We start from the raw sequence: 21,711 nt of genomic DNA, 5'->3' as shown, positions 1-21,711 counted from the left end.
TCGCCCGGATGCGAAGAGCGAAATGGGGGCGCGGTGTCCGAAGAACCGGGCAGTGAACGTCTGATTGCGGGCCGCTACCGTCTGCTGACCCCGCTGGGCGAGGGCGGCATGGGGACGGTGTGGCGGGCCCGCGACGAGGTGCTGCACCGCGAGGTCGCCGTCAAGGAGGTGCGTGCGCCGCACGGGCTGGCGGCCTCGGACGTCGAGCGGCTGTACGCCCGGCTGGAGCGCGAGGCCTGGGCCGCGGCCCGGGTCGCGAACCGGAACGTCGTCACGGTGTACGACGTGGCCACGCAGGACGGCCGGCCGTGGATCGTCATGGAGATCGTGCACGGCATCTCCCTCGCCGACCTGCTCGACGCGGAGGGGCCCATCGAGCCGGCCCGGGCCGCACACATCGGGGCCGAGGTGCTGGCCGCGCTGCGGGCCGCGCACGAGGCCGGCGTGCTGCACCGGGACGTCAAACCGGCGAACGTGCTCATGTCGAACGACGGACGGGTGGTGCTCACCGACTTCGGCATCGCGACCGTCGAGGGCACCTCGGCGCTGACCATGACCGGCGAGGTCATCGGCTCTCCCGAGTTCCTCGCGCCGGAGCGCGCGCTGGGGCGTACGCCGGGGCCCGAGTCTGACCTGTGGTCGCTGGGCGTGCTGTTGTACGCGGCGGTCGAGGGCAACTCGCCCTTCCGGCACGACACTCCGCTGAGCACCCTGCGCGCGATCGTCGACGAGGAGCTGCCGCCGCCGCGCCGGGCAGGGCCGCTCGGGCCCGTGATCGAGGGGCTGTTGCGCAAGGACCCGGCCGAGCGGCTGCCCGCCGACCGGGCCGAGCAGGACCTGCGGCTGATCGCCGCCGGGGGTACCCCCTCCGGGGGTGGCGTCCCCCGTGCGGACACGGTCCGCGGGGCGCCGTACGCACCGTATCCGCCGACGGCGGCGACCCCCGCCGAGCCCTTCGGCCACGCGTCGCAGGGCGCGACTCCGCCCCAGCCCTGGACGGCGGCCCCGGCGACGACCTCCTCGACGGAGCCGGACCGGGGCCGGCGCACCGGCGTCGTCCTGCTCGCGGGGGTGGCGGCGCTGGCGCTGGCGGTCGCCGGGCTGACGTACGGGTTGCTGAACGACGACGACGGCGACGGGGGCGGCTCCGGCGGGGTCACCAACAGCGCCTCGCAGGCGGTGAGTTCGCCGGCGCCGCAGCAGCAGCAGCAGACGAGCGAGACGGACGGCGAGGAACCGAGCCCGAGCCCGAGCGAGAGCCCCAGTTCCGCCGCCCCCGAGCAGACCGTCTCGGTCAGCGTCGTCGGCGCGCACACGGACTACTCCGGCACGTGTCCGCCGCCGGACGCCGAGGCGCCCGCCTTCACGGCGACGATCACGGTGGGGCGGCTGCCGGCGACGGTGTCCTACCGCTGGGTGTCGCGGGACGGCGAACTGTCCGGGCAGACCTGGAAGACGCTCGACTTCCCGTCGGGGGGCGGGAAGTCGAAGCAGGACAAGGTGATCGTGTCGACGTACGCCGAGAGCGGGACGCACGAGAACGCCATCGGCGTCGAGGTGCGGGACCCGGTGAAGGTGACGTCGGACTCGGTGCCGTTCTCGGTCACCTGCGAGTCGGAGGCCCCGTCGACCGGGACCTCCCCCTCGCCCTCGCCGTCCGAGTGAACCGGACGGCGAGCGTCAGGCCGCGCCGTTGAGGACCGGCAGGTAGCCACCCGACTGACCGGACGCGGTCGGGTGGTAGGACTCCCCGATGTTCAGCCAGTTGAGGCTGTGCAGCCAGGAGCTGCCGGAGCAGATCTCGTGGCCGCCGAACGGGGTGCGGACGTCACCGAACACGAAGCCGTGGGCGGCTGCGCGTCGTGCGACGGCGGCGTCGAGATAGTCGGCCGCGTTGTTGATGGCGGAGCGCTTGGTCTCGGACAGGCCCAGGCAGACCGTGCCGAGCTGGTAGAAGCGGGGGTAGCCGATGACGACGACGCGCGCGTTGGGCGCCTTGGAGCGGATCGCCGAGTAGACGCCGTCCAGCTTGCCGGGGAGTGTCGAGTCGACGTAGGCCCTGGCCGTGGCGATGCGGTTCAGGCAGGTGGTGTCGGAGCCGGTGACGCAGGTGGTCATGACGTCGGCGAAGCCCGCGTCGTTGCCGCCGACGGTGAGGGAGACGAGGCCGGTCGAGGAGCTCAGGCCGCCGAGCTGACTCGCCAGAACATCACCCGTACGGGCTCCCGAGCAAGCCGCGAAGGTGAACGAGGCGGGGCCGTGGGCGGCGTTCCAGAGGTAGGGGTACGCCTTGGTGCTGCGCTTGCAGTCGCCGCTGGAGCTGATGTAGCTGCCCGCGCCGACGCCGGAGGAGTAGGAGTCGCCGAGGGCCACATAGCCGCCGGTGGCGGCGAGTTGGGTTCCCTGCGCGGTGGCCGCCCCGGTGAGGGCGGTGCCGAGGGCGAGGAGGACCGAGCTGATGAATACGACAAGTCGGGAACGTCTCATGGAACCTCCTTTAGCAGGTTCTCTGCCACAACTGTCGTAGCAACTACGCGCATTGACGGGAAGTGTCCATGCCAAGACTTTCGACGCCTCTGCGGCCACCGGGGAGCACCTGTGTCCGTTCCTGCCAACGGGACGCACCGTTGTGTAACGGTCAAACGAACAAAAAGGTGAGAGGACCGTCAAGGGCTTGCCATCCGGGCTTAATCATCAATACCGTCATACATCTCACTCGCATCGGACCGTCGGCATCGGCTCCAGGGGAGGGCTCAGGGACCGCGGCGGAATCCGGGGCGGGAGCGCGGTAGGGGGGTGCCGAGCTCGATGGCCGCATGGGCGATCGGGCCGTGCCGCGCGGTCGGCTGCCGTCTTCGGCCGGTGGCCGGTCAGTTCTGCCAACTCACCTGACAGGCGCGGAGAGCACTCCGCCACGGGTGGGAAACAACCCCCCTTTCGAACCGGACGTGGATTCCGGGCCGCCCAGGGGCGGGCGGCCCACCGGACGAGAGGGACACGACGCATGAGTTCCGTTCTGCAGCCGGCGACTTCGGGCGAGGATCTCCAAGGCCCGTCGACCGCCGGCACGTACCGGCCGATCTCCTCCCACCTGGCCATCGCGCCACCGGTGAGCGTGGTCATTCCCGCGATGAACGAGGCCGAGAACCTTCCGTACGTCTTCAGGACCCTGCCGGACTGGATCCACGAAGTGGTCCTGGTCGACGGCAACTCCACCGACGACACCGTCAAGGTGGCACGTGACCTGTGGCCGGGCGTCAAGGTCGTCGGACAGCAGGGCCGGGGCAAGGGCGACGCCCTGATCACCGGCTTCGAGGCGTGCAGCGGCGACATCATCGTGATGGTCGACGCGGACGGCTCGGCCGACGGCAACGAGATCGTCTCGTACGTCTCCGCCCTCGTCTCGGGCGCGGACTTCGCCAAGGGCTCCCGCTTCGCCAACGGCGGCGGCACCGACGACATGACGTTCGTCCGCCGGCTGGGCAACCGGGCGCTGTGCGCCGTCGTCAACCGCAAGTTCGGCGCCCGCTACACCGACCTGTGCTACGGGTACAACGCCTTCTGGCGGCACTGTCTGGACAAGATCGAGCTGGACTGCACGGGCTTCGAGGTCGAGACCCTGATGAACATCCGGGTCGTCAAGGCGGGCCTGAAGGTGCAGGAGATCCCCAGCCACGAGTATCTGCGCATCCACGGCGTCAGCAACCTGCGCGCGGTCCGCGACGGGCTGCGCGTGCTGCGGGTGATCCTCCAGGAGCGGTCCAACCGGCGTGCGCTGCGCCGCCTGGACCGCCGCTCGCCGATGCTCGACTCGGGCCGGGGAGAGGCGTCTTGAGCGCGATCGACGTCTCCGTCGTCATCTGTGTGTACACCGAGGACCGCTGGGAGGACATCCTCGCGGCGGTCGCCTCGGTGCGGTCGCAGACCCATCCGGCCCTGGAGACCCTGCTCGTCGTCGACCACAACCCGACGCTCCTGGACCGGCTGAGGACCGAGTACAAGGAGGGGGACGACGTACGGGTGCTGCCCAACGCGGGCCCGCGCGGCCTGTCGGCGGGCCGCAACACCGGCATCGCGGCCTCCCACGGCGAGGTCATCGCGTTCCTCGACGACGACGCCGTCGCCGAGCGGGACTGGCTGCGCCGGTTCGCCGACCCGTACTCCGACCCCCGGGTCCTCGCCGTGGGCGGCCGGGCGGTGCCGGTGTGGTCCTCCGGACGGCGGCCCGCGTGGTTCCCCGAGGAGTTCGACTGGGTGGTGGGCTGCTCCTACCGGGGTCTGCCGCCCGGCCGGGTCCGGGTGCGCAACATCCTCGGCGGGAACGCGTCCTTCCGGCGCGCCGCGTTCGACTTCGTGGGCGGTTTCGCCACCGGCATCGGACGCGACGGCAGCAAGCGCCCGATGGGCGGCGAGGAGACGGACCTGTGCATCCGGCTCAGCCGCGCGAGACCCGACGCGATCCTGCTGATGGACGACCGCGCGGTGATCCACCACAAGGTGCCCGAGGCGCGCGAGCACTTCGGCTACTTCCGCACCCGCACCTACGCCGAGGGGCTGTCCAAGGCGCTCGTCGCCCGCAGTGTCGGGGCCGGCAAGGGGCTGGAGTCCGAACGCCGTTACGCCACGCGTGTGCTGCCGGCCGGTGTGGTCCGCGGGCTGCGCGACCTGGTGCTGGCCCGGCCCGGCGGGGCCCGGCGGGCCGGCACGATCGTCGCCGGGGTGCTGACGGCGGCCGGCGGGTACGTGGTCGGCAGTGTGCGGGCGCGGCGGGCGGGAACGACGTTCGCCGTGGTGCCGATCTCCCCGGACGAAGTGGAGCGGGCCGCATGACGCAGGCGCGCGTGCCGATCCTCATGTACCACTCGGTCGCCGCCGACCCGAGCGACGCCACCCGGACGCTCTCGGTCGCCCCCGAGGCGTTCGCCCAGCAGATGGCGGTGATCGCGGACCGCGGTCTGACCCCGCTCACCACGGCCGACCTGGCGGCCCGCTGGCGCGCGGACCGGCCGCTGCCGGCCCGTCCGGTCCTGATCACCTTCGACGACGGCTACGAGGGCGTGCACCGGCACGCCCTCCCGGCGCTGGCCGGGTTCGGCTTCCCGGCCACGCTGTTCGTGTCCACCGGCTGGATCAGGGGCGCGTACGAGACCGGCGGCGCGCTGGACACCATGCTGGACTGGCGGCAGGTGCGCCGACTGGCCGACGACGGCGTCGAGATCGGCGGCCACAGCCACACCCACCCGCAGCTCGACCAACTCCACGACGCCCGGCTGTGCGCCGAACTGGTGCGCTGCCGGGACATCGTCGCCGACGAACTCGGCGCGCCGCCGGTGTCGTTCGCCTACCCCTACGGCTACTCCAGCCGCCGGGTGCGGGCGGCGGTGCGCGCCCACGGGTTCACCCAGGCGCTCGCCGTGGGCAACGCCCTCGCCCGTCGCGCCCAAGGGCCGTACGCCCTGCGCCGGGTGACGGTACGGCGGGCCACCGGCCCGGCGGAGTTCGAACGGCTTCTCGACGGCCGGACGGTCGGCCGTACGTTCGCCAGGGACCGGGCGCTGACCAAGGGGTACGCCATGGTCCGCAGGACCCGGCGACTCCAGCGGCTGGTGTGAGGGGGTGGCCCCGGCGAAGCCCGTCGGGGCCGCTCGGCGCGAGCCCGGACCGCCGGGGACGTCCGGCATACCCGACACACCCGACACACCACGCGCACTGCGGAAACCGGGTGCGCACGGGGCCCCGGTGGCGGATCATGGCCGCATGTCTGCCCAGCCACAGGACGCTCTGCCGATCCGGCTCACCGTCGACGACTCCGACTCTCCGTCCGATGTCGTCGACGCGCTGTTCCTCGGCCGCTTCGCGACCGGCGAGCAGCCGTACTCGCACGCCATGAACATCGACCGCGTACGCTCCGGCGCGACCCTGCTGCCCGCGCACGCCCGCGTGCTGCGGGTCGCCCGCGACGACGACCGCAGCGCCACCCTGGCCGAGGGCGACGGCTGGACGCTGCTGATCTCCCGCTGGAACCGCGGCGCGGACGTGACGGTCACCGCGACCACCGCCGAACTGGCCGCCAAGGTGCTCGACGAGGCCACCGACGGCGCTGCGGACGAACCCGAGCCCCAGCCGGAGAACGTGACCATGGGGTTCTGGTACGTCTCCCCGCGGCGCGGCCCGCACCGCACGACCCGCCAGATCTCCGCGGGCACCTGGGACGAGGTGCGCCCCAACTACACGGCTCCCGTCGCCGACGCGATGGACCGCCTGATGGCGACGACCCCGCAGGACATCGCGGGCCGGCTGCTCCTGCTGCACGGCCCGCCCGGCACCGGCAAGACCTCGGCGCTGCGCACGCTGGCCCGCTCCTGGCGCGAGTGGTGCCAGGTGGACTGCGTCCTGGACCCCGAGCGGCTCTTCTCCGACGTCGGCTATCTGATGGACATCGCGATCGGCGAGGAGGACGGCCCGGGCAAGGGCCGCTGGCGGCTGCTGCTCCTGGAGGACTGCGACGAACTGATCCGGGGCGAGGCCAAGCACACGGCGGGCCAGGCCCTGTCCCGGCTGCTGAACCTCACCGACGGCCTCCTCGGACAGGGCCGCAACGTCCTGGTGGGGGTCACGACCAACGAGGACCTGGAGCGTCTGCACCCGGCCGTCGTACGTCCCGGCCGCTGTCTGGCCCGCGTCGAGGTCGGCCCGCTGACCCGCCGGGAGGCGGTGGACTGGCTGGGCACGGAGGAAGGGGTCGGCCGCGAGGGCGCCACGCTGGCGGAGCTGTACGCGCTGCGCCGGGGCGTCTCCCCCACCTCGCTGCCGGAGCCGCGGGGCGGGGCGGACGCCGGGCTGTACCTGTGAGGCACGCCGACGGCGTCCGGGTGTTTTGATGGAGGTATGACGCTGTACGTCGGCACGTCGGGCTGGCAGTACAAGGACTGGAAGGGCGTCCTGTACCCGGCCGACGTGCCCGTGCGGCGGTGGCTGGAGGAGTACACGGCCCACTTCGCCACCGTCGAGATCAACAACGCCTTCTACCGGCTTCCGTCCCGGGACACCTTCGCGTCCTGGGCCGAACGCGTTCCCGCGGACTTCACGGTGGCGGTGAAGGCGAGCCGCTATCTGACCCACATCAAACGGCTTCGCGACCCCGAGGAGCCGGTGCACCGGCTGATGGCCCACGCGGCCGGCCTCGGAGCCCGCCTCGGCCCGGTCCTGCTCCAGCTGCCGCCGACCCTGCGGGCCGATCCCGGACTCCTGGACGCCTGTCTGGCCTGCTTCCCGTCGGACACCCGCGTCGCGGTGGAGCCGCGTCACGACTCCTGGTGGACCCCCGAGGTGCGGGAGGTGCTGCACTCCAGGGGCGCGGCCCTGTGCTGGGCCGACGTCCAGTCCCGCCCGGTCACCCCGCTGTGGCGCACCGCCGACTGGGGGTACGTCCGCTTCCACCAGGGCCGCGCCCGGCCGTGGCCGCGCTACGGGCACCGCGCCCTGGAGACCTGGGCCGACCGCATCGCGACGACCTGGGCGGCCGGCGACGACGTCTACGCCTACTTCAACAACGACCCCGGCGGCGCGGCGGTGGGGGACGCGGCGCTGTTCGGCAGGACGGCGGAGCGGGCCGGCCTGAAGGCGACGCGGACGCCGCGCGCGCTCGCCACGCGCGGCTGATCACGCCCGGTAGGCAGCCCGAAGGGCGTCCCGCACGGCGGCCGAGGCCTGTTCCTCGGTGAGCCCCAGCCGCAGCGCCCGCTCGGCGTAGGCGCCTGCGGCGACGGCGGCCTCCCGTTCCGCGGCCGACCCGGCGGCGGCGACGAACGTGCCGTTGCGCCCCCGGGTCTCGATCACGCCGTCCGTCTCCAGCGCCCGGTACGCCTTGGCGACGGTGTTCGCGGCGAGGCCGAGCGACTCGGCCAGCCCCCGCACCGTCGGCAGCCGGTAGCCGACCGGCAGCGCTCCCGACCGGGCCTGCTCGGCGATCTGCGCGCGCACCTGCTCGTACGGAGCGGCGCCCTCATCGACATGGATCTTCAAGGTCACGGGCCGATTGTCCCGCACCCGCGGGAAAATGAGAGGCACGCGAACGCCGCCCGTCCGTAGCGTGGCCCGACATGACCGTCATCGTGCGCGATCTGCGCCCCGACGCGCCTGCCGACATCGAGGGCTTCGTCCGGGTCCGGCACCATGCGCTGCCCCATGTGTTCGTCAGTCCGGCCTCCTTGCTGCACGGCCTCGCGCTGTCCCACCCCGACGCCCACGCCCGCAGGCTGGTGGCCGTGGCGGACGGCGAGGTCGTCGGCACGGCCCAGGTGGGCCTCGCCCACGACAGCCCGGAGCCCGGCCAGGGCTCGCTCAACGTGTACGTGGACCCGGCGCACACCGGACGCGGCGCGGGCGCGCTGCTGGTGAGGGCGGCCGAGGAGCACCTGGCGGCGCACGGGGCGACGAAGCTGTTCGCCTGGGTGCTGGACGAGCCGGGCAACCGGGCCTTCGCCGAGCGTCACGGCTACCGGGCGAGCCGCTCCGCGCACTTCCTGCGCCTGGATCTGGCCGGGGCCGTGCTGCCGCCGCCGCAGGATCCGCCGCCCGGAGTCGAGTTGCGCACCGCCGCGGACTTCGCCGACGACCCGCGCCCGCTGTTCGTCCTGGACACGGAGGCGAGCTCGGACGAACCCGGCGACATCGGCACCGAGTTCACGGACTACGAGGCCTGGGTCGACGAGTACTGGAAGCACCCCCACCTGAACCGGGACCTGACCTCGGTCGCCGTGGCCGACGGCCGCCCGGTCGCCTTCAGCGTGGCCCACACCGAAGGCGCCGGCCGGTACGGCACGGGCATGACCGGCACCGCCCGCTCCCATCGCGGCCGGGGTCTGGCCAAGCTCGTCAAGAACGACTCCCTGCACCGCGCCCGCGCCGCGGGGTACACGGAGGCGTACACGGGCAACGACGCGGACAACGGGCCGATGCTCGCGATCAACCGGTGGTTCGGATACGAGATCTGCGCGACGGAGGTGCGGTATGTCCGCGAACTCGGCTGAGCCGGTGCGCTCGGTGGACGTCGTCCTGGTCAAGGCCGGGCGGACGAAGATCCGTTACGCGGCCGAGCTGCTGTCCGACGACGGCGCCAGGATCGCGGTGCGCGCCCCCTGGGCCGGGTCGGGAGTGCGCGACTTCGGCTTCGTCCGGTTCGAGGCGGGCGACGTCTTCACGGAGTACTACTGGCGTGAGCGCTGGTACGCCGTGAAGGAGGTCCGCGACGCGTCCGGCGCCCTGAAGGGCTGGTACTGCGACGTGACCCGCCCGGCCACGCTGTCCGGCGCCGAACTGGTCGTGGAGGACCTCGACCTGGACCTGTGGCGCTCCGCCGACGGGTCGGACGTCCGGCGGCTGGACGAGGACGAGTTCGAGGAGAGCGGGCTCGCGCGGCGGGACCCGGCGGCCGCCGCCGCGGCGCTGGCCGCCCTCGACGAACTGGAGGCGCTCGCCACCGGCGAGGGCGGCCTGGAGTCGCTGCTGGCGTGAGGGGGCGCCTCAGACCGTGGCCACCACCGCGTACCGCTCGTCGCCCACCGCCCCGCCCCACAGCGGCGTGTCCTGCGACAGCCGCTCCAGGTGCACGTGCCCGGCCAGCGGGGCCAGCAGGGCGGTGAGCCGGTCCGCCGGTATGCCGACCGGGTCGACGTCCCCCCACACGCCCTCGACCAGCACGAACCGCCCTCCCGGGCGCAGCAGGCCGCGCCAGTGCCGCAGGACGCGGGCCGGGTCGGGCAGGGTCCACAGCACGTGGCGCACGAGCAGGGCGTCGAAGCGCTCCTCACCGACGGGCGGGGCCGCCGCGTCACCGACGAGGAACGCGGCGTCACGGCCGGCGAGTTTCGCGCGGGCCAGGTCGATCATGGCCGGGGACAGGTCGACCCCCGTCACCCGGTGTCCCTGGTCGGAGGCGAGGAGCGACAGGCTGCCGGTCCCGCAGCCGAGGTCGAGCAGGTCGCAGCCGTGTCCGGGGAGCCAGTCGCGTAGCCGCCGGGCCCAGGCGGAGCGCACCTCGGGGTCGCGCAGGCCGTGGTCCGGCTCCTCGTCGAAGGCGGCCGCCGCCGCGTTCCAGTCGATACGCGGCGAAGTCGTTTCGTCACTCTTTCTCACCATGTGCCCAAGAGTGACACCTGCCACTGACACTCGAATCGTGACACCCGCCACTGACAGACCGGGGGGCGATGAGGAACTCTCCCCGAAAGGGTCTACCTCCGTGAGATCGCGGAACTCGGTAGTTCCTCTAGGAGGCAGCCATGCGCCGTACGACCGTGCAGAAGCCCCTGAAGAAGACGGACCCCCGCCGGATCCGCGAAGAGGCCGACGAACGGCCCGCCGGACGCCCCGAGGTGCGCAAGGACATCGCGCGCACGTGGTGGCCCGACGGCTGACCGGAGCGGGACTCCCGGTCGGACCCGGCGCACGCGCGCGTACGGCGCGACGTACCTGATCTCAGGCTCAGCGCTTCCTTAAGGCGGCCCTAAAGATCGCCTCCGGCCGCCTCCAGCAGGCGTTCTCACGATTTCCTTGGTTCCGGCGCACCCGTCGTCGCCACCCGTTCCGGTTCCGAGGAGATCCCCCATGCCCGCACGCCGCAAGGCCGTCACCGTCGCGGGGCTGGCTGCGCTGACCCTGCCGGCGCTGTCCGCCTCGCCCGCGGCCGCGCACGGCTCGATGGGCGATCCGGTCAGCCGGGTCGCCCAGTGCTACGCGGAGGGCCCCGAAAGCCCGAGGTCGGCCGCCTGCCGGGCCGCGGTCGCGGCGGGGGGCACGCAGGCGCTGTACGACTGGAACGGCATCCGCATCGGCGACGCGAACGGCCGCCACCAGGAACTGATCCCCGACGGCAGGCTGTGCAGCGCGAACAACGCGGAGTTCAAGGGCCTGGACCTGGCCCGCGCCGACTGGCCCGTCACCGGCGTCGAGAGCGGCCCGTACACCTTCAGGTACCGCGTGACCGCCCCGCACAAGGGCACCTTCACGGTCTATCTGACCAAGCCCGGTTACCGGCCGGCCGAGCCCCTGGGCTGGTCCGACCTGGATCTGGAGCACCCGGTGGCCACGGCCGTCGACCCGGTCGCGACGGGCGGCTTCTACACCTTCTCCGGGACCCTGCCCGAGCGCTCCGGCAGGCAGTTGCTGTACGCGGTGTGGCAGCGCTCGGACAGCCCGGAGGCCTTCTACTCCTGCTCGGACGTCTCGTTCGCCGCGGCCGGCGGGGGCGGCGCGCCCTCCACTGCCGCGCCGTCCGCCTCCGCGCCCTCCGACGAGCAGATCGAGGACGGCGCCGACGAGTCGACGGTCGAGCACCACGGCCACGGCGACGACGACGCCGCCACGACGACGGACCCGGGCGGCGCTCCGGCCGCCGGCTCGTCGTCCGCTCCCCGGGCGGCCGCGGCGAACGAGCCGAAGGCGGCCGGACCGGGCTCCGACCCGGCCTCCGCCGCGGCCGGGAAACTCGCGCGCACCGGCGGCGACGGCAGCGCGCCGTATCTCGCCGTGGGCGGTGCGGCCGCCCTGGCGCTGGGCGCGGCGCTGCTGTTCGCGTCGGTGCGCAGGCGGGCGGCGGCAGGCGGCCGGGGCCGCTGAGGCGCCCGCACGACTCCGGGGCCTGACCGGCGGCTCAGGCCGGTCAGGCCCCGGCGGAACGATTCTGCGTCAGCTCAGCGCGGACGCACAGGTGGTGGCGGTGGCGTGGGCCGGGTCGAGGGCGTTGGCCACCTCATGGAAGGCGATCCGGTCGAACAGCCCGATCGCCACGTGCTCGGAGAGGTCCAGCGGGCACAGGTCCTGCAGCAGGACGTTGCGTACGCCGGAACCGCTGAGGTACTGACTGCGCCACGGTGTGACCACCTCGTCGTACTTGGTGGCGATGACCGTGTAGCGGACGCCTGCGACGGTGTCGCCGCCCGCGTTGAGCCGGGTGAGGAAGGCCGACCCGGCGACCTGGTCGGCGAGGCCGGGGGTGGCGGCCGAGAGCAGGTCCTCGGCCGCCACGGGAAGTAGGGCAGCAGGTTGGCGAGTCCGCCGAGCGTGGTGCCATGGTTGTCGGGGGCGATGCCGACGAGCGCGTTGACCTTGGCGGCTCCGCCGAGGAACTTCAGGTAGTAGCGCGGCATCATGCCGCCCTGGGAGTGTCCGACGAGGTCGGCCTCGGCGGCGCCGGTCGCGGCGAGCACCTTGTCCACGAAGGCGGAGAGCTGACCCGCCGACTCGTCGATGGGACCGAGGCCGTTGAAGAACGGAACGCCCGGCAGTTGGCCGTAGTCGACGGAGTAGACGCAGTACCCGCGGACCGTCAGATAGGGGGCGAGGGCGAGCCAGTTGTCGATCGAGTTCCCGAGGGTGCCGTGCACCAGGACGACGGGATGGGGGTGGGCGGCGGAGGGCTTGCAGCGGTAGTCGTTCCAACCGCTGGAGGGGGCTGCGGCGGTGGTGTCGGCGTGGACGGCGGTGGCGGGGACGGTGGCGGCCGCGGCGGCCAGCAGCAGTGCGGCGAGTGGTCTGAGCACGCGCTTCCAGGGCAGCATCGTGTGATCTCCTTGCGGCTCAAGGGAGGTGCGATGGCCTTACGCCCTGTGATCCGGATCACGAGGATGCTGTTCACTCGTCAAGTTACGGGCGGGTAAGTGAAGTGTGAAGTTACGCGTCAGTAAAAACTTCCAGTGGTAGTCGACGGCGCCGCGGCTCCCCCGTGGCCGGCCGTCACGCCGCCAGCGTCCCCGGCTTCACCGCGTCCGGCCCGAACTTCGCCCGCACCCGGTCGGCCACCTCCTCGACACGACGGACCTTCTCGTCGACCGGGTCGAAGGTGAGCTGGTGGGAAGCATGTTCGGCGGGGCCGAGGGCCTCGGCGCGCAGAACGACCGCGCGGACCCGGGCGCGCTGCAGACCGAGCGCCTCGTACAGGCCGTACGCGGTCCTGGTCAGGGCCGCCGAGTGCGCGGTCGGCTCCTTCAGGGTGCGGCTGCGGGTGGTGGAGGACCGGTCGGCGTAGCGCACGGTGAGGGTCAGGGTGCGGCAGACCTTCTCCACGGCGCGCAGCCGCACACCCAGCTCCTCGGCTGCCGACAGCAGGGCGCGGCGGTGCCGGTCGGAGTCCAACTCATCGCGGGAGAAGGGGCGTTCCGCGGCGAGCGACCGCGACACGGCGTTCGGCACCACCCGGCCGCGGTCGACGCCGTTCGCCTTCTCGTGCAGCTCCCGGCCCCCCTTCGCGCCGACCAGGCGCTGAAGCGTGGACAGGGGCGCGGCAGCGACTGCGCCGAGGGTGTCGAGGCCGTACTCGCACAGCGTGCGGGCGGTCGCCGTGCCGACCCCGGGCAAGGCGGTGACGGGCTGTCCGGCGAGGAACTCCCGCACCTCGCCCTCGGGGACCGCGCTGGTCACCCCGGGCCGGGCGGCCCGCAGCGCCATGCGGGCCGACAGCGGGCCGGGGCCGGCGCCGATCACGCAGTCCACCCCGTACAGCGCGAGCGCCCGCACCCGGATCACCGACGCCAACTCGACCGCGCTGCGCCCGAAGTACCGCTCGGCGCCCCGCAGATCGGCCAGCGCCCCGTCCGGCGGCAAGGCCTCGACGACCGGTGTGAACTCCTCCAGCAACCCGAGCAGCGTCGGCAGGGCGGCCTCGCGCGTCGCAGACAGCTGGAAACGTACACAGAGGATGGTCATCCCGCACTCCCCGGACTCTGGTGCCACAACTTCCTTCCCACCGCGGGCCCTTCGCCCGCGGGGCGCAGATCGGCCCAGGGGTGCATCTCGTACCCCGTGGGCATGCGGATGCGACGCCGCTCCATCGCGTCCTGGGCGGCCGAGCCCGCCGGTGCGGGCGGCCCCTCCGAACCGGAGAGCCGGCTGCGCGCCGGGCCGTCGCCGCCGGCGTCCGCGTCGGGGGCGCCGCCGGGGGCGGCAAGCCGGGCCGCGACCCCTTCCAGCCCCTCGTCCCGGCGCACCTCCAGCAGTTCGGCGAGGTTCCAGGCGGCCGACCCCACCACGCTGAGACTGCGCGGACCGCGCCGTTGCACCACCCCGCGCACCAGCAGCAGCCAGGAGTGGAAGACGGTGTGGGCGCAGGCGTCGTGGGAGTCGTCGAAGAAGGCCAGGTCGACCAGGCCGGTGCCGTCGTCCAGGGTGCTGAAGATGACCCGCTTGCCGGACCGGATCGGCGGGGTCTGAGTGGCCGCCTTGGCGCCCGCGACCAGCACGGTCTCCCCGTGCCGCGCCTCCCGCAGCCGCCGCGCCGAGACCACGCCCAGCTCGGCGAGGAAGGCGCGGTGATCGTCCATCAGATGGCGCGAGGCGTCCATGGACAGCACGCCCAGCTCGGCGCTGAGCCGCTCGGCCGAGGACAGGTCGGGCAGCCCGGCGGAGGCGGTCTTCCGCCCGCCCGCGAGGGGAAGCTGACCGCCGCCCGCCCCGCGCGCGCCCCGGTGCAGCTCGGTCAGATGCAGTTGCAGGTCACGGCGGTTGGCGCCGAACGCGTCCAGCGCGCCGACCTGGGCGAGCCGCCCGGCCAGCGGCCGGCTCGGGCGAGCCCGCTCCCAGAAGTCGAGCAGCGAGGCGTACGGCTGTCCGTCCGCCACCCGTGCCGCCTCGGCCTCGCTGATGCCGTGCACGTCGGAGAGGGCGAGCCGCAGCCCCCAACGCCCTGGAGAACCCGCCGATTCAGACACCAGTTCGATACGGTGGGCGACGCCCGACCGGTTCACGTCCAGCGGAAGGATCGGCACCCCGCGCCGCCGCGCGTCCGCCAGCAGCAGCCGCTTCGGATACATCCCGGGGTCGTGCGTGAGCAGCCCGGCGTAGAAGGCGGCCGGGTGATGCGCCTTCAGCCACGCCGACTGGTACGTCGGCACCGCGAAGGCGACCGCGTGTGCCTTGCAGAAGCCGTAGGAGCCGAAGGCCTCGACGATCTCCCAGGTCCGCTGAATCGTTTCTGCGCTGTATCCCCTCGCCGCCGCGTGCTGCGCGAACCACACCCTGATCCGCCCCTGCGACTCCGGGTCGGACAGCCCGCGCCGCACCCGGTCCGCCTCACCGCGCCCGCAGCCGGTCATGATCGCGACGATGTCGATGATCTGTTCGTGGAAGACGACGACGCCGTACGTGTCCCGCAGCGGCTCCTGGAGATCCGGGTGCGGATACCGGACCGGCGCCCGACCGTGCCGGGCCTCGATGAACGGCCGCACCATGTCGGCGGCGACCGGACCGGGCCGGAACAGGGAGATGTCGACGACGAGGTCGTGGAAGGCTGCCGGCTGCAACCGCCCCACCAGGTCCCGCTGCCCCGGCGACTCGATCTGGAAGCACCCCAGCGTCTCGGTGGACCGGATGAGTCGGTACGTCGCCGGGTCGCCGTCCTCCAGCGCGTCCAGGTCGATCCGCTCGCCCGTGGCCCGCTCCACCTCCGCCACGGCGTGCGCCATCGCCGACTGCATCCGCACGCCCAGCACGTCCAGCTTGAGCAGCCCGAGGTCCTCGACGTCGTCCTTGTCGAACTGGGCCATCGGGAACCCCCCGCCGCTGGTCGGCATGACCGGCGTGCGGGAGAGCAGGGAGGCGTCGGACAGGAGCACCCCGCACGGGTGCATGGCGATTCCGCGCGGGAGGGCGTCGAGGGCCTCGACCAGCTCCCACAACCGCCCGTACCGGTCCTTCTCCCCCGCCAGCGCCCGCAGTTCGGGCAGCTCCTCCAGGGCCGCGCGGGCGTCGCGCGCCCGGATGTGCGGGAAGGACTTGGCGATGCGGTCGATCTCGGCGGGGTCCATGGACAGGGCCGCGCCGACGTCCCGGATCGCGTGCCGGACGCGGTACGTCTCCGGCATCGCGACCGTCGCCACCCGCTCGGCCCCGAAGCGGCCGATGATCGCGCGGTAGACCTCCAGCCGGCGCGCGGACTCCACGTCGACGTCGATGTCGGGCAGCACGACCCGCTCCCTGGACAGGAAGCGCTCCATCAGCAGCCCGTGCTCGACGGGGTCGGCGTGGGCGATGCCGAGGAGGTGGTTGACGAGGGAGCCCGCGCCCGAGCCGCGCGCGGCGACCCGGATGCCCATCTTCCGTACGTCGTCCACGACTTGAGCGACCGTCAGGAAGTAGGAGGCGAAGCCGTGGTGGGCGATGATGTCGAGCTCGTCGTGCATCCGTTCCCAGTACGGCCGCGCCTTGGCGGACCGGTCGTACCCCCGCAGCACCATCCCCGCCGCCGCTCGCGAGGCCAGCGTCCGCTGGGCGGTGCGGCGGTCCGCGCCGACGAGGTGCGGTTCGGGGAAGTGGACGGCGCCCATGCCCAGATCGTCCTCGGGGTCGACCAGGCACTCGGCGGCCGCCGCCGCGGTCTGCTCCAGCAGGCGGCGGGCGGTGTCGCGCCCGAAGCCGGCGGCCTCCACGATCCGCTCCGCCGACCCGAGCATCGCCCCCGCGTCCTTGAGCCAGGCCTCGCCCGAGTCCAGTTCCCCCGTGGGGTCGACGGGGACGAGCCGGCGGGCCGCGTCCAGGACGTCCGCGACCGGCCCCTGGCCGGGGTCGGCGTACCGGACGGCGTTGCTGAGCACGGGCCGGATCCGCTGTTCGGCGGCGAAGCCGACGGTGCGGGCGGCCAGCCGCAGGGAACCGGGCCCGGTGCCGGTACGCCCGTGCCAGACGGCCTCCAGGCGCAGGGCGTCGCCGTACGCCTCCCGCCAGGGGACGAGGAGCCTCGCGGCCCGGTCCGGGCGGCCCGCGGCGAGCGCGCGGCCGACGTCGGAGGCGGGGCCGAGCAGGACGGTCAGGCCGTCGCCGTGGTTGTCGGCCCAGGGCAGCGCCGGGACGCCCGCGTCGCTCCCGCCCGCGTGCGCGGCCGTGACGATCCGGCACAGGTCGGCCCAGCCCCGGGCGCCGTCACGGGCGAGGAAGGTGACGCGGGGCGTCGACTCGTCGACGAAGGCGCCGCCGCGCACGGGGGTCCGGCGGCGGTCCCGTCGTACGGACGCGTCGCCCCGCGGGCGCTCGGGCGCCGTCACCGCCAGGTCCGCTCCGAACAGCGGGCGCACGCCGGCCTTCGCGCAGGCCTTGGCGAAGCGGACCGTGCCCGCGAGGGTGTCGCGGTCGGTGAGGGCGAGGGCGTCCATGCCCCGCTCCGAGGCGCGCTCGGCCAGCCGCTCCGGATGCGAGGCCCCGTACCGCAGGGAGAACCCGGAGACGGTGTGCAGATGCGTGAACCCTGGCATCCGCACCTCCCGCTATCGAACATCAGTTCCCAACTCTCCCACCCCCACCATAGACCAAATCCCGAACGTATGTACGACAGCCGTTCGGACGCCCCCCACCTGCGGAAACACCCCGCGCCCCGGACCGTGGGGACATGACACAGAGCACCGGCGCCGGCGCGCCCCGCGCCCCCTCGCGCGGCTCCTTCCTCGACGAGGTGAAGGACGCCGTCACCCCGCGGGCCACGTTGCTGGTCGCGGGCGTGGTCGCGCTCCATCTGCTCTTCATCGCCTCCTACGTGGGAGCGCTGCACGACCCGAAACCCAAGGACGTGCCCTTCGGGGTCGTCGCGCCCGGGGCCGCCGCCCGGCAGACGGTGGCCCGGCTGGAGAGGCTGCCCGGCGATCCCCTGGACCCGCGGAGCGTGGCGGACGCGGCGACGGCCCGCAGACAGATCCTGAACCGGGAGATCGACGGCGCCCTGATCATCGGCCCGGCCGGCGCCGACACCCTTCTGGTGACCACCGGCGGCGGGAAGGTGCTGGCCACCACCCTGGTGACGCTCACCACCGCCCTGGAGAAGTCCGGGGCGCGCACCCTGCGGACCGTCGACGTCATCCCGGCCGACAAGGAGGACGCCAACGGGCTGTCGTCCTTCTACCTGACCGTCGGCTGGTGCGTGGGCGGCTATCTGTGCGCGTCGATCATGGTGATCAGTTCGGGGGCGGGCCGCTCGACCCCGCGGCGCGCGGTGATCCGGCTGCTCGCCATGGCCGTCGTCGGGATCGTCGGCGGACTGGGCGGCGCCCTGATCGTGGGGCCGGTCCTGGGCGCCCTGCCGGGGAGCCTCGCGGCCTACTGGGGGCTCGGCGCGCTGATCATCTTCGCGGTGGGCGCGGCCACGCTCGCCTTCCAGAGCGTCTTCGGGCTGGCCGGCATCGGGCTGGTCATCCTGCTCGTGGTGATCCTGGGCAACCCCAGCGCGGGCGGCGCCCTGCCGCCCCCGCTGCTCCCGCCGTTCTGGAGGGCGATCGGCCCGGCGCTGCCGCCGGGCGCCGGGACCTGGGCGGCGCGCTCGATCGCCTACTTCAAGGGCAACGACATGACCGCGTCGATGCTGGTGCTGTCGGCGTGGGCGGTCGCCGGGGTAGTCGTCACGCTGCTGACGGCGGTGCTGCGGAGCCGACGGCAGACGGCGGACGACCACGGAGGGGAGGCGACAAGAGGCCATGACGGCGTGACGGCGTGACGGAATGTGGCGTGACGGCGTGACGGGATGCCGTGTGACGGAATGTGGCGTGACGGCGTGACGGCGTGACGGCGTGACGGCAGGAGGTCCCGCCCCATTGTTGCGGGCGGGACCTCCACGTGCGCCGGGTCAGCCGATCTGCGTCCCCGTGGCCGACAGGGCCTCCGTCACCGGCTGGAAGAACGTCTCCCCGCCGGCGGTGCAGTCGCCGCTGCCGCCCGAGGTCAGGCCGACGGCGCTGCTGCCCGCGAAGAGGGAGCCGCCGCTGTCGCCGGGCTCGGCGCACACGTCGGTCTGGATGAGGCCGTTGACGATGTCGCCGTTGCCGTAGTTCACGGTGGCGTCCAGGCCGGTGACCGTGCCGGAGTGGACCTGCGTGGTCGAACCGCTGCGGGTGACCTTCATGCCCACGGTGGCCTGGGCGGCGCCGGTGATCCGCTGGGCCGAGCCGTTGTAGAGGTCGACCTCGCTCGGGTGGGCCACGCCGGCGGTGTACTTGACCAGGCCGTAGTCGTCGCCCGGGAAGCTGGAGGTCTCGTTGGCGCCGATCCTGGCGCCGGAGGAGTCCGACCACGTGGAGATCGATTCGGTGCAGTGCCCGGCGGTGAGGAAGTACGGCTCGCCGCCCTTGACCACGTTGAAGCCGAGCGAGCACCGCCCACCGCCACCGGTGATGGCGTCGCCGCCCGCGATGAAGGGCTTGAACTCCCCCTTGGTGCGCTGGAGTTCGGCCACCTCGCCGAGCCCGTCGACGACCTTGGAGAGCTTGGCCCACTCCGCGTCGGAGACCGTGCGGTCGGCCGTCACGACGACCTTGTTGGTGGTCGGGTCGGTCACCCAGGCGGTGCCCGGGATGGTCGCGTCCGCCTTGAGTGTCGCGTGGGCGCCGTTCAGTTCGGCGAGGGTGTTCTGGACGAGTCTGGCCTTGGCGCCCGCCGCCTCGACGGCGCTCGCGGCCGTCTCGTCGAGGACGTTCACCACGAGGCTGCCGCTCTTGGCGTCGTAGTACGTGCCCGCCGCGTCGTCGCCGAGGTCCGCGCCGAGGGTCGAGGCGAGCTTTCCGGCCGCGAGGGCCGACAGGACGGCGGGCTGTGGGGGCTTCGCCGGCTCGCTGGCGTTCGCGGTCTGGAAGGTGACTCCGGCCGCGACGAGCGCGGTGACGGCCGCGCCCGCCATGACCGCCCGCCGGCCGGGTATGCGTCGATGCTTCAACTCGGGTCCTCCTGTGGGGGGTCGGCCCGCAACGGTGACGAAGACCGCAGCGGGCCGGAAGGATGGTTGGAGGGCGCCCACTCTTCCCAACCTCACAGAGAGCACACAAGGTCGACCTCGGGAAGCGCACAGGGTGGGCACCGTACGCCCTCCACTCCTTCACCACCCCCGTTCACCACCCCGTTCACCACCCCGTTCACCACATCGTCCGTCTCCTTGTCGTCTCCTCGTCATCGCTTCGTCGTCGCCTCGTCCGTCGCCTCGTGCGTCGTCTCGTGCGCCGCGAAGGGGCGTGTGCCGTGCGCGGCGGCCCGGCCGGCCGCTCTTGTCACCCGGGGACGAACCCGGTTCCCGGAAGACTCATCTCGCGCACACAGAACGGCGATCCCCTCGGTCCTCTCCCTGCCCGCTGCCATATTCGAAGCCACTTTTCGGAGGTGGCTGTGACGCGAGAGGCGACGACATCCCGAGGGCGGGAGACGGCGACGCGGGTGCCGGACGGCACCGCCGCACGCCTCGCCGGACTGGAGAGCCGACGGGCCCGGGCAGTGGCCCCGGGCGGGCCGCGGCGACGCGGCGAGCACGGCGCGCGCGAGCGGATCAACCTGCTCCTGGACGTGGGTTCGTTCACCGAGACCGGTCTGTTCGTCCGGGGGCGGCCCACCGACGACGGAGCCCGCCGGCCGGACGGCGACGGGGTGATCACCGGCTACGGCACCGTCGACGGACGCCCGGTGTGCGTGTTCGCCCAGGACTCCACGGTGTTCGGCGGCAGCATGGGAGAGGCGTTCGGCGAGAAGACGATCGCCCTGATGGACCTCGCCCTGAAGACCGGCTGCCCGGTCGTGGGCCTCAACGACGGCGGCGGCGCCCGCATCCAGGAGGGCGTCGCCTCGCTCGCCCTCTACGCCGAGCTGGTGCGCCGCAACGTCCAGGCGTCCGGGGTGATCCCCCAGATCTCGGTCGTCCTGGGGCCGTGCGCCGGAGGCGCCGCGTACTCGCCGGCCATCACCGACTTCACCGTGATGGTGGACGGCGCCTCGCACATGTTCGTCACCGGACCCGACGTCATCCAGGCGGTCACCGGCGAACGCACCACCGCCGAGGAGCTGGGCGGCGCCCGCGCCAGCAACACCGTCAACGGCAACGCCCACTTCCTCGCCGCCGACGAGGTGAACGCCCTCGACACCGTCCGCGACCTGCTGTCCTACCTGCCGGCCAACAACCGCGAGCAGCCCCCGCGGTACGCGCCGACGGCCGCGCCCGCCGCTTCGGCGCTCGACGGCGTCGTGCCGGACCGCCTCGCGCAGGCCTACGACATGCGCGACATCCTGCGCGCCGTCGTCGACGACGGCGAACTCCTCGAAGTACAGGAGTTGTTCGCGCCCAACATCGTGTGCGCGCTGGCCCTCGTCGAGGGTGCTCCCGTCGGCGTCGTCGCCAACCAGCCGCTGCACGCGGCCGGAGTCCTCGACATCGACGCCTCCGAGAAGGCCGCGCGCTTCGTGCGGTTCTGCGACGCGTTCGGCATCCCGCTGCTGACCTTCGCCGACGTCCCCGGCTATCTGTCCGGGGTCCGCCAGGAACAGGCCGGGATCATCCGGCGCGGCGCCAAACTGCTGTACGCCTACGCCGAGGCGACCGTCCCGAAGGTCACCGTGGTGGTGCGCAAGGCCTACGGCGGCGGGTACGCGGTGATGGGCTCCAAGCACCTGGGCGCCGACATCAACTTCGCCTGGCCCACGGCCCGGATCGCGGTCATGGGCGCCGAGGGCGCCGTCGGCGTCCTGCACCGGCGTGAACTCGCCGCCGCCGACGACCCCGACGCGTTGCGCGCCCGCCTCGTCGCCGCGTACGAGAGCACCCACGGCACCCCCTATCCCGCCGCCGAGCGGGGATACGTCGACGCCGTCATCGCCCCGCGCGACACCCGCGCCCAGATCTGCCGTGCCCTGCGGGCGCTGCGCGGCAAGCGTGCCCCGATGCCGGAGCGCCGGCACGGCAACATCCCGCTCTGACCGTGTGAGGAGCCA

19 protein-coding genes are annotated in these 21,711 nt (G+C 73.2%); 12 read left to right on the top strand and 7 right to left on the bottom strand.

The genetic code is table 11. From position 1 onward, the window contains the following. Nucleotides 1-33 precede the first annotated feature (33 nt). Nucleotides 34-1,665, top strand: coding sequence for a serine/threonine-protein kinase (locus ACZ7DE_RS17855; protein WP_470762211.1), 1,632 nt, complete (start codon nucleotides 34-36; stop codon nucleotides 1,663-1,665). A gap of 15 nt (nucleotides 1,666-1,680) precedes the next feature. On the opposite strand, the gene ACZ7DE_RS17850 is transcribed toward ACZ7DE_RS17855, so the two are convergent. Beyond that, on the bottom strand, nucleotides 1,681-2,487 hold the full coding sequence (locus ACZ7DE_RS17850; protein WP_470762209.1) for an SGNH/GDSL hydrolase family protein: 807 nt from the start codon (nucleotides 2,485-2,487) through the stop codon (nucleotides 1,681-1,683). Between the two features lie 517 nt (nucleotides 2,488-3,004). Between ACZ7DE_RS17850 and ACZ7DE_RS17845 the strand changes: the two genes are divergently transcribed. The 5 genes from ACZ7DE_RS17845 (at nucleotide 3,005) to ACZ7DE_RS17825 (ending at nucleotide 7,662) form a co-directional block, all read left to right on the top strand. Next, nucleotides 3,005-3,835: a glycosyltransferase family 2 protein gene (locus tag ACZ7DE_RS17845; protein ID WP_470762207.1), complete on the top strand. Its 831-nt coding sequence runs from the start codon at nucleotides 3,005-3,007 to the stop codon at nucleotides 3,833-3,835. Then, nucleotides 3,832-4,830 carry a glycosyltransferase family 2 protein gene (locus ACZ7DE_RS17840; RefSeq protein ID WP_470762205.1) on the top strand — a complete coding sequence of 333 codons (999 nt, stop codon included), beginning with the start codon at nucleotides 3,832-3,834 and terminating at the stop codon, nucleotides 4,828-4,830. The genes ACZ7DE_RS17845 and ACZ7DE_RS17840 overlap by 4 nt, the downstream gene beginning before the upstream one ends. After that, on the top strand, nucleotides 4,827-5,612 hold the full coding sequence (locus ACZ7DE_RS17835) for a polysaccharide deacetylase family protein (RefSeq protein WP_470762203.1): 786 nt from the start codon (nucleotides 4,827-4,829) through the stop codon (nucleotides 5,610-5,612). Before ACZ7DE_RS17840 ends, ACZ7DE_RS17835 begins: the two co-directional genes overlap by 4 nt. A gap of 145 nt (nucleotides 5,613-5,757) precedes the next feature. Beyond that, on the top strand, nucleotides 5,758-6,852 hold the full coding sequence (locus ACZ7DE_RS17830) for a DUF5925 domain-containing protein (RefSeq protein ID WP_470762201.1): 1,095 nt from the start codon (nucleotides 5,758-5,760) through the stop codon (nucleotides 6,850-6,852). Between the two features lie 36 nt (nucleotides 6,853-6,888). Continuing rightward, complete coding sequence (locus ACZ7DE_RS17825) at nucleotides 6,889-7,662, top strand: DUF72 domain-containing protein (protein ID WP_470762200.1); 774 nt, start codon at nucleotides 6,889-6,891, stop codon at nucleotides 7,660-7,662. On the opposite strand, the gene ACZ7DE_RS17820 is transcribed toward ACZ7DE_RS17825, so the two are convergent. Continuing rightward, nucleotides 7,663-8,031 carry a GntR family transcriptional regulator gene (locus tag ACZ7DE_RS17820; protein ID WP_470762198.1) on the bottom strand — a complete coding sequence of 123 codons (369 nt, stop codon included), beginning with the start codon at nucleotides 8,029-8,031 and terminating at the stop codon, nucleotides 7,663-7,665. It lies immediately after the preceding gene. Nucleotides 8,032-8,102: 71 nt separating this feature from the next. Between ACZ7DE_RS17820 and ACZ7DE_RS17815 the strand changes: the two genes are divergently transcribed. Further along, entirely contained in the window at nucleotides 8,103-9,032 is a 930-nt protein-coding gene (locus ACZ7DE_RS17815; protein ID WP_470762196.1) for a GNAT family N-acetyltransferase, read from the top strand. Further along, nucleotides 9,013-9,516: a ribonuclease FAU-1 family protein gene (locus ACZ7DE_RS17810; protein ID WP_470762194.1), complete on the top strand. Its 504-nt coding sequence runs from the start codon at nucleotides 9,013-9,015 to the stop codon at nucleotides 9,514-9,516. The genes ACZ7DE_RS17815 and ACZ7DE_RS17810 overlap by 20 nt, the downstream gene beginning before the upstream one ends. Before the next feature lie 9 nt (nucleotides 9,517-9,525). Here ACZ7DE_RS17810 and ACZ7DE_RS17805 read toward each other — a convergent pair whose 3' ends face one another. Continuing rightward, nucleotides 9,526-10,140, bottom strand: a complete 615-nt coding sequence (locus ACZ7DE_RS17805; RefSeq protein WP_470762192.1) for a class I SAM-dependent methyltransferase — start codon at nucleotides 10,138-10,140, stop codon at nucleotides 9,526-9,528. A 140-nt stretch (nucleotides 10,141-10,280) separates the two neighbouring features. Between ACZ7DE_RS17805 and ACZ7DE_RS17800 the strand changes: the two genes are divergently transcribed. Beyond that, on the top strand, nucleotides 10,281-10,415 hold the full coding sequence (locus ACZ7DE_RS17800) for a hypothetical protein (protein ID WP_470762190.1): 135 nt from the start codon (nucleotides 10,281-10,283) through the stop codon (nucleotides 10,413-10,415). A gap of 190 nt (nucleotides 10,416-10,605) precedes the next feature. Further along, nucleotides 10,606-11,616 carry a lytic polysaccharide monooxygenase auxiliary activity family 9 protein gene (locus ACZ7DE_RS17795; protein ID WP_470762189.1) on the top strand — a complete coding sequence of 337 codons (1,011 nt, stop codon included), beginning with the start codon at nucleotides 10,606-10,608 and terminating at the stop codon, nucleotides 11,614-11,616. 74 nt (nucleotides 11,617-11,690) lie between these two features. Here ACZ7DE_RS17795 and ACZ7DE_RS17790 read toward each other — a convergent pair whose 3' ends face one another. From ACZ7DE_RS17790 to ACZ7DE_RS17780, 3 genes are all read right to left on the bottom strand, one after another. Then, a complete protein-coding gene (locus tag ACZ7DE_RS17790; protein ID WP_470762187.1) occupies nucleotides 11,691-12,557 on the bottom strand; it encodes an esterase/lipase family protein in 867 nt (288 codons plus the stop codon). Between the two features lie 175 nt (nucleotides 12,558-12,732). Next, nucleotides 12,733-13,701, bottom strand: coding sequence for a DNA polymerase Y family protein (locus ACZ7DE_RS17785; RefSeq protein ID WP_470762185.1), 969 nt, complete (start codon nucleotides 13,699-13,701; stop codon nucleotides 12,733-12,735). Then, nucleotides 13,698-17,237 carry a DNA polymerase III subunit alpha gene (locus ACZ7DE_RS17780; protein WP_470762183.1) on the bottom strand — a complete coding sequence of 1,180 codons (3,540 nt, stop codon included), beginning with the start codon at nucleotides 17,235-17,237 and terminating at the stop codon, nucleotides 13,698-13,700. The genes ACZ7DE_RS17785 and ACZ7DE_RS17780 overlap by 4 nt, the downstream gene beginning before the upstream one ends. Nucleotides 17,238-17,371: 134 nt before the next feature. Between ACZ7DE_RS17780 and ACZ7DE_RS17775 the strand changes: the two genes are divergently transcribed. Next, nucleotides 17,372-18,466: a DUF3533 domain-containing protein gene (locus ACZ7DE_RS17775; RefSeq protein ID WP_470762181.1), complete on the top strand. Its 1,095-nt coding sequence runs from the start codon at nucleotides 17,372-17,374 to the stop codon at nucleotides 18,464-18,466. A 129-nt stretch (nucleotides 18,467-18,595) separates the two neighbouring features. Here ACZ7DE_RS17775 and ACZ7DE_RS17770 read toward each other — a convergent pair whose 3' ends face one another. Next, nucleotides 18,596-19,678 (bottom strand): S1 family peptidase, encoded by a 1,083-nt coding sequence (locus tag ACZ7DE_RS17770; RefSeq protein ID WP_470762179.1) that lies wholly within the window; start codon nucleotides 19,676-19,678, stop codon nucleotides 18,596-18,598. 443 nt (nucleotides 19,679-20,121) lie between these two features. Between ACZ7DE_RS17770 and ACZ7DE_RS17765 the strand changes: the two genes are divergently transcribed. After that, on the top strand, nucleotides 20,122-21,696 hold the full coding sequence (locus ACZ7DE_RS17765; protein WP_470762816.1) for an acyl-CoA carboxylase subunit beta: 1,575 nt from the start codon (nucleotides 20,122-20,124) through the stop codon (nucleotides 21,694-21,696). Nucleotides 21,697-21,711 lie beyond the last annotated feature (15 nt).

The sequence above is a fragment of the Streptomyces sp. NPDC037083 genome (genome assembly GCF_055606485.1).
This window is presented reverse-complemented; position numbering and strand designations above follow the sequence as displayed.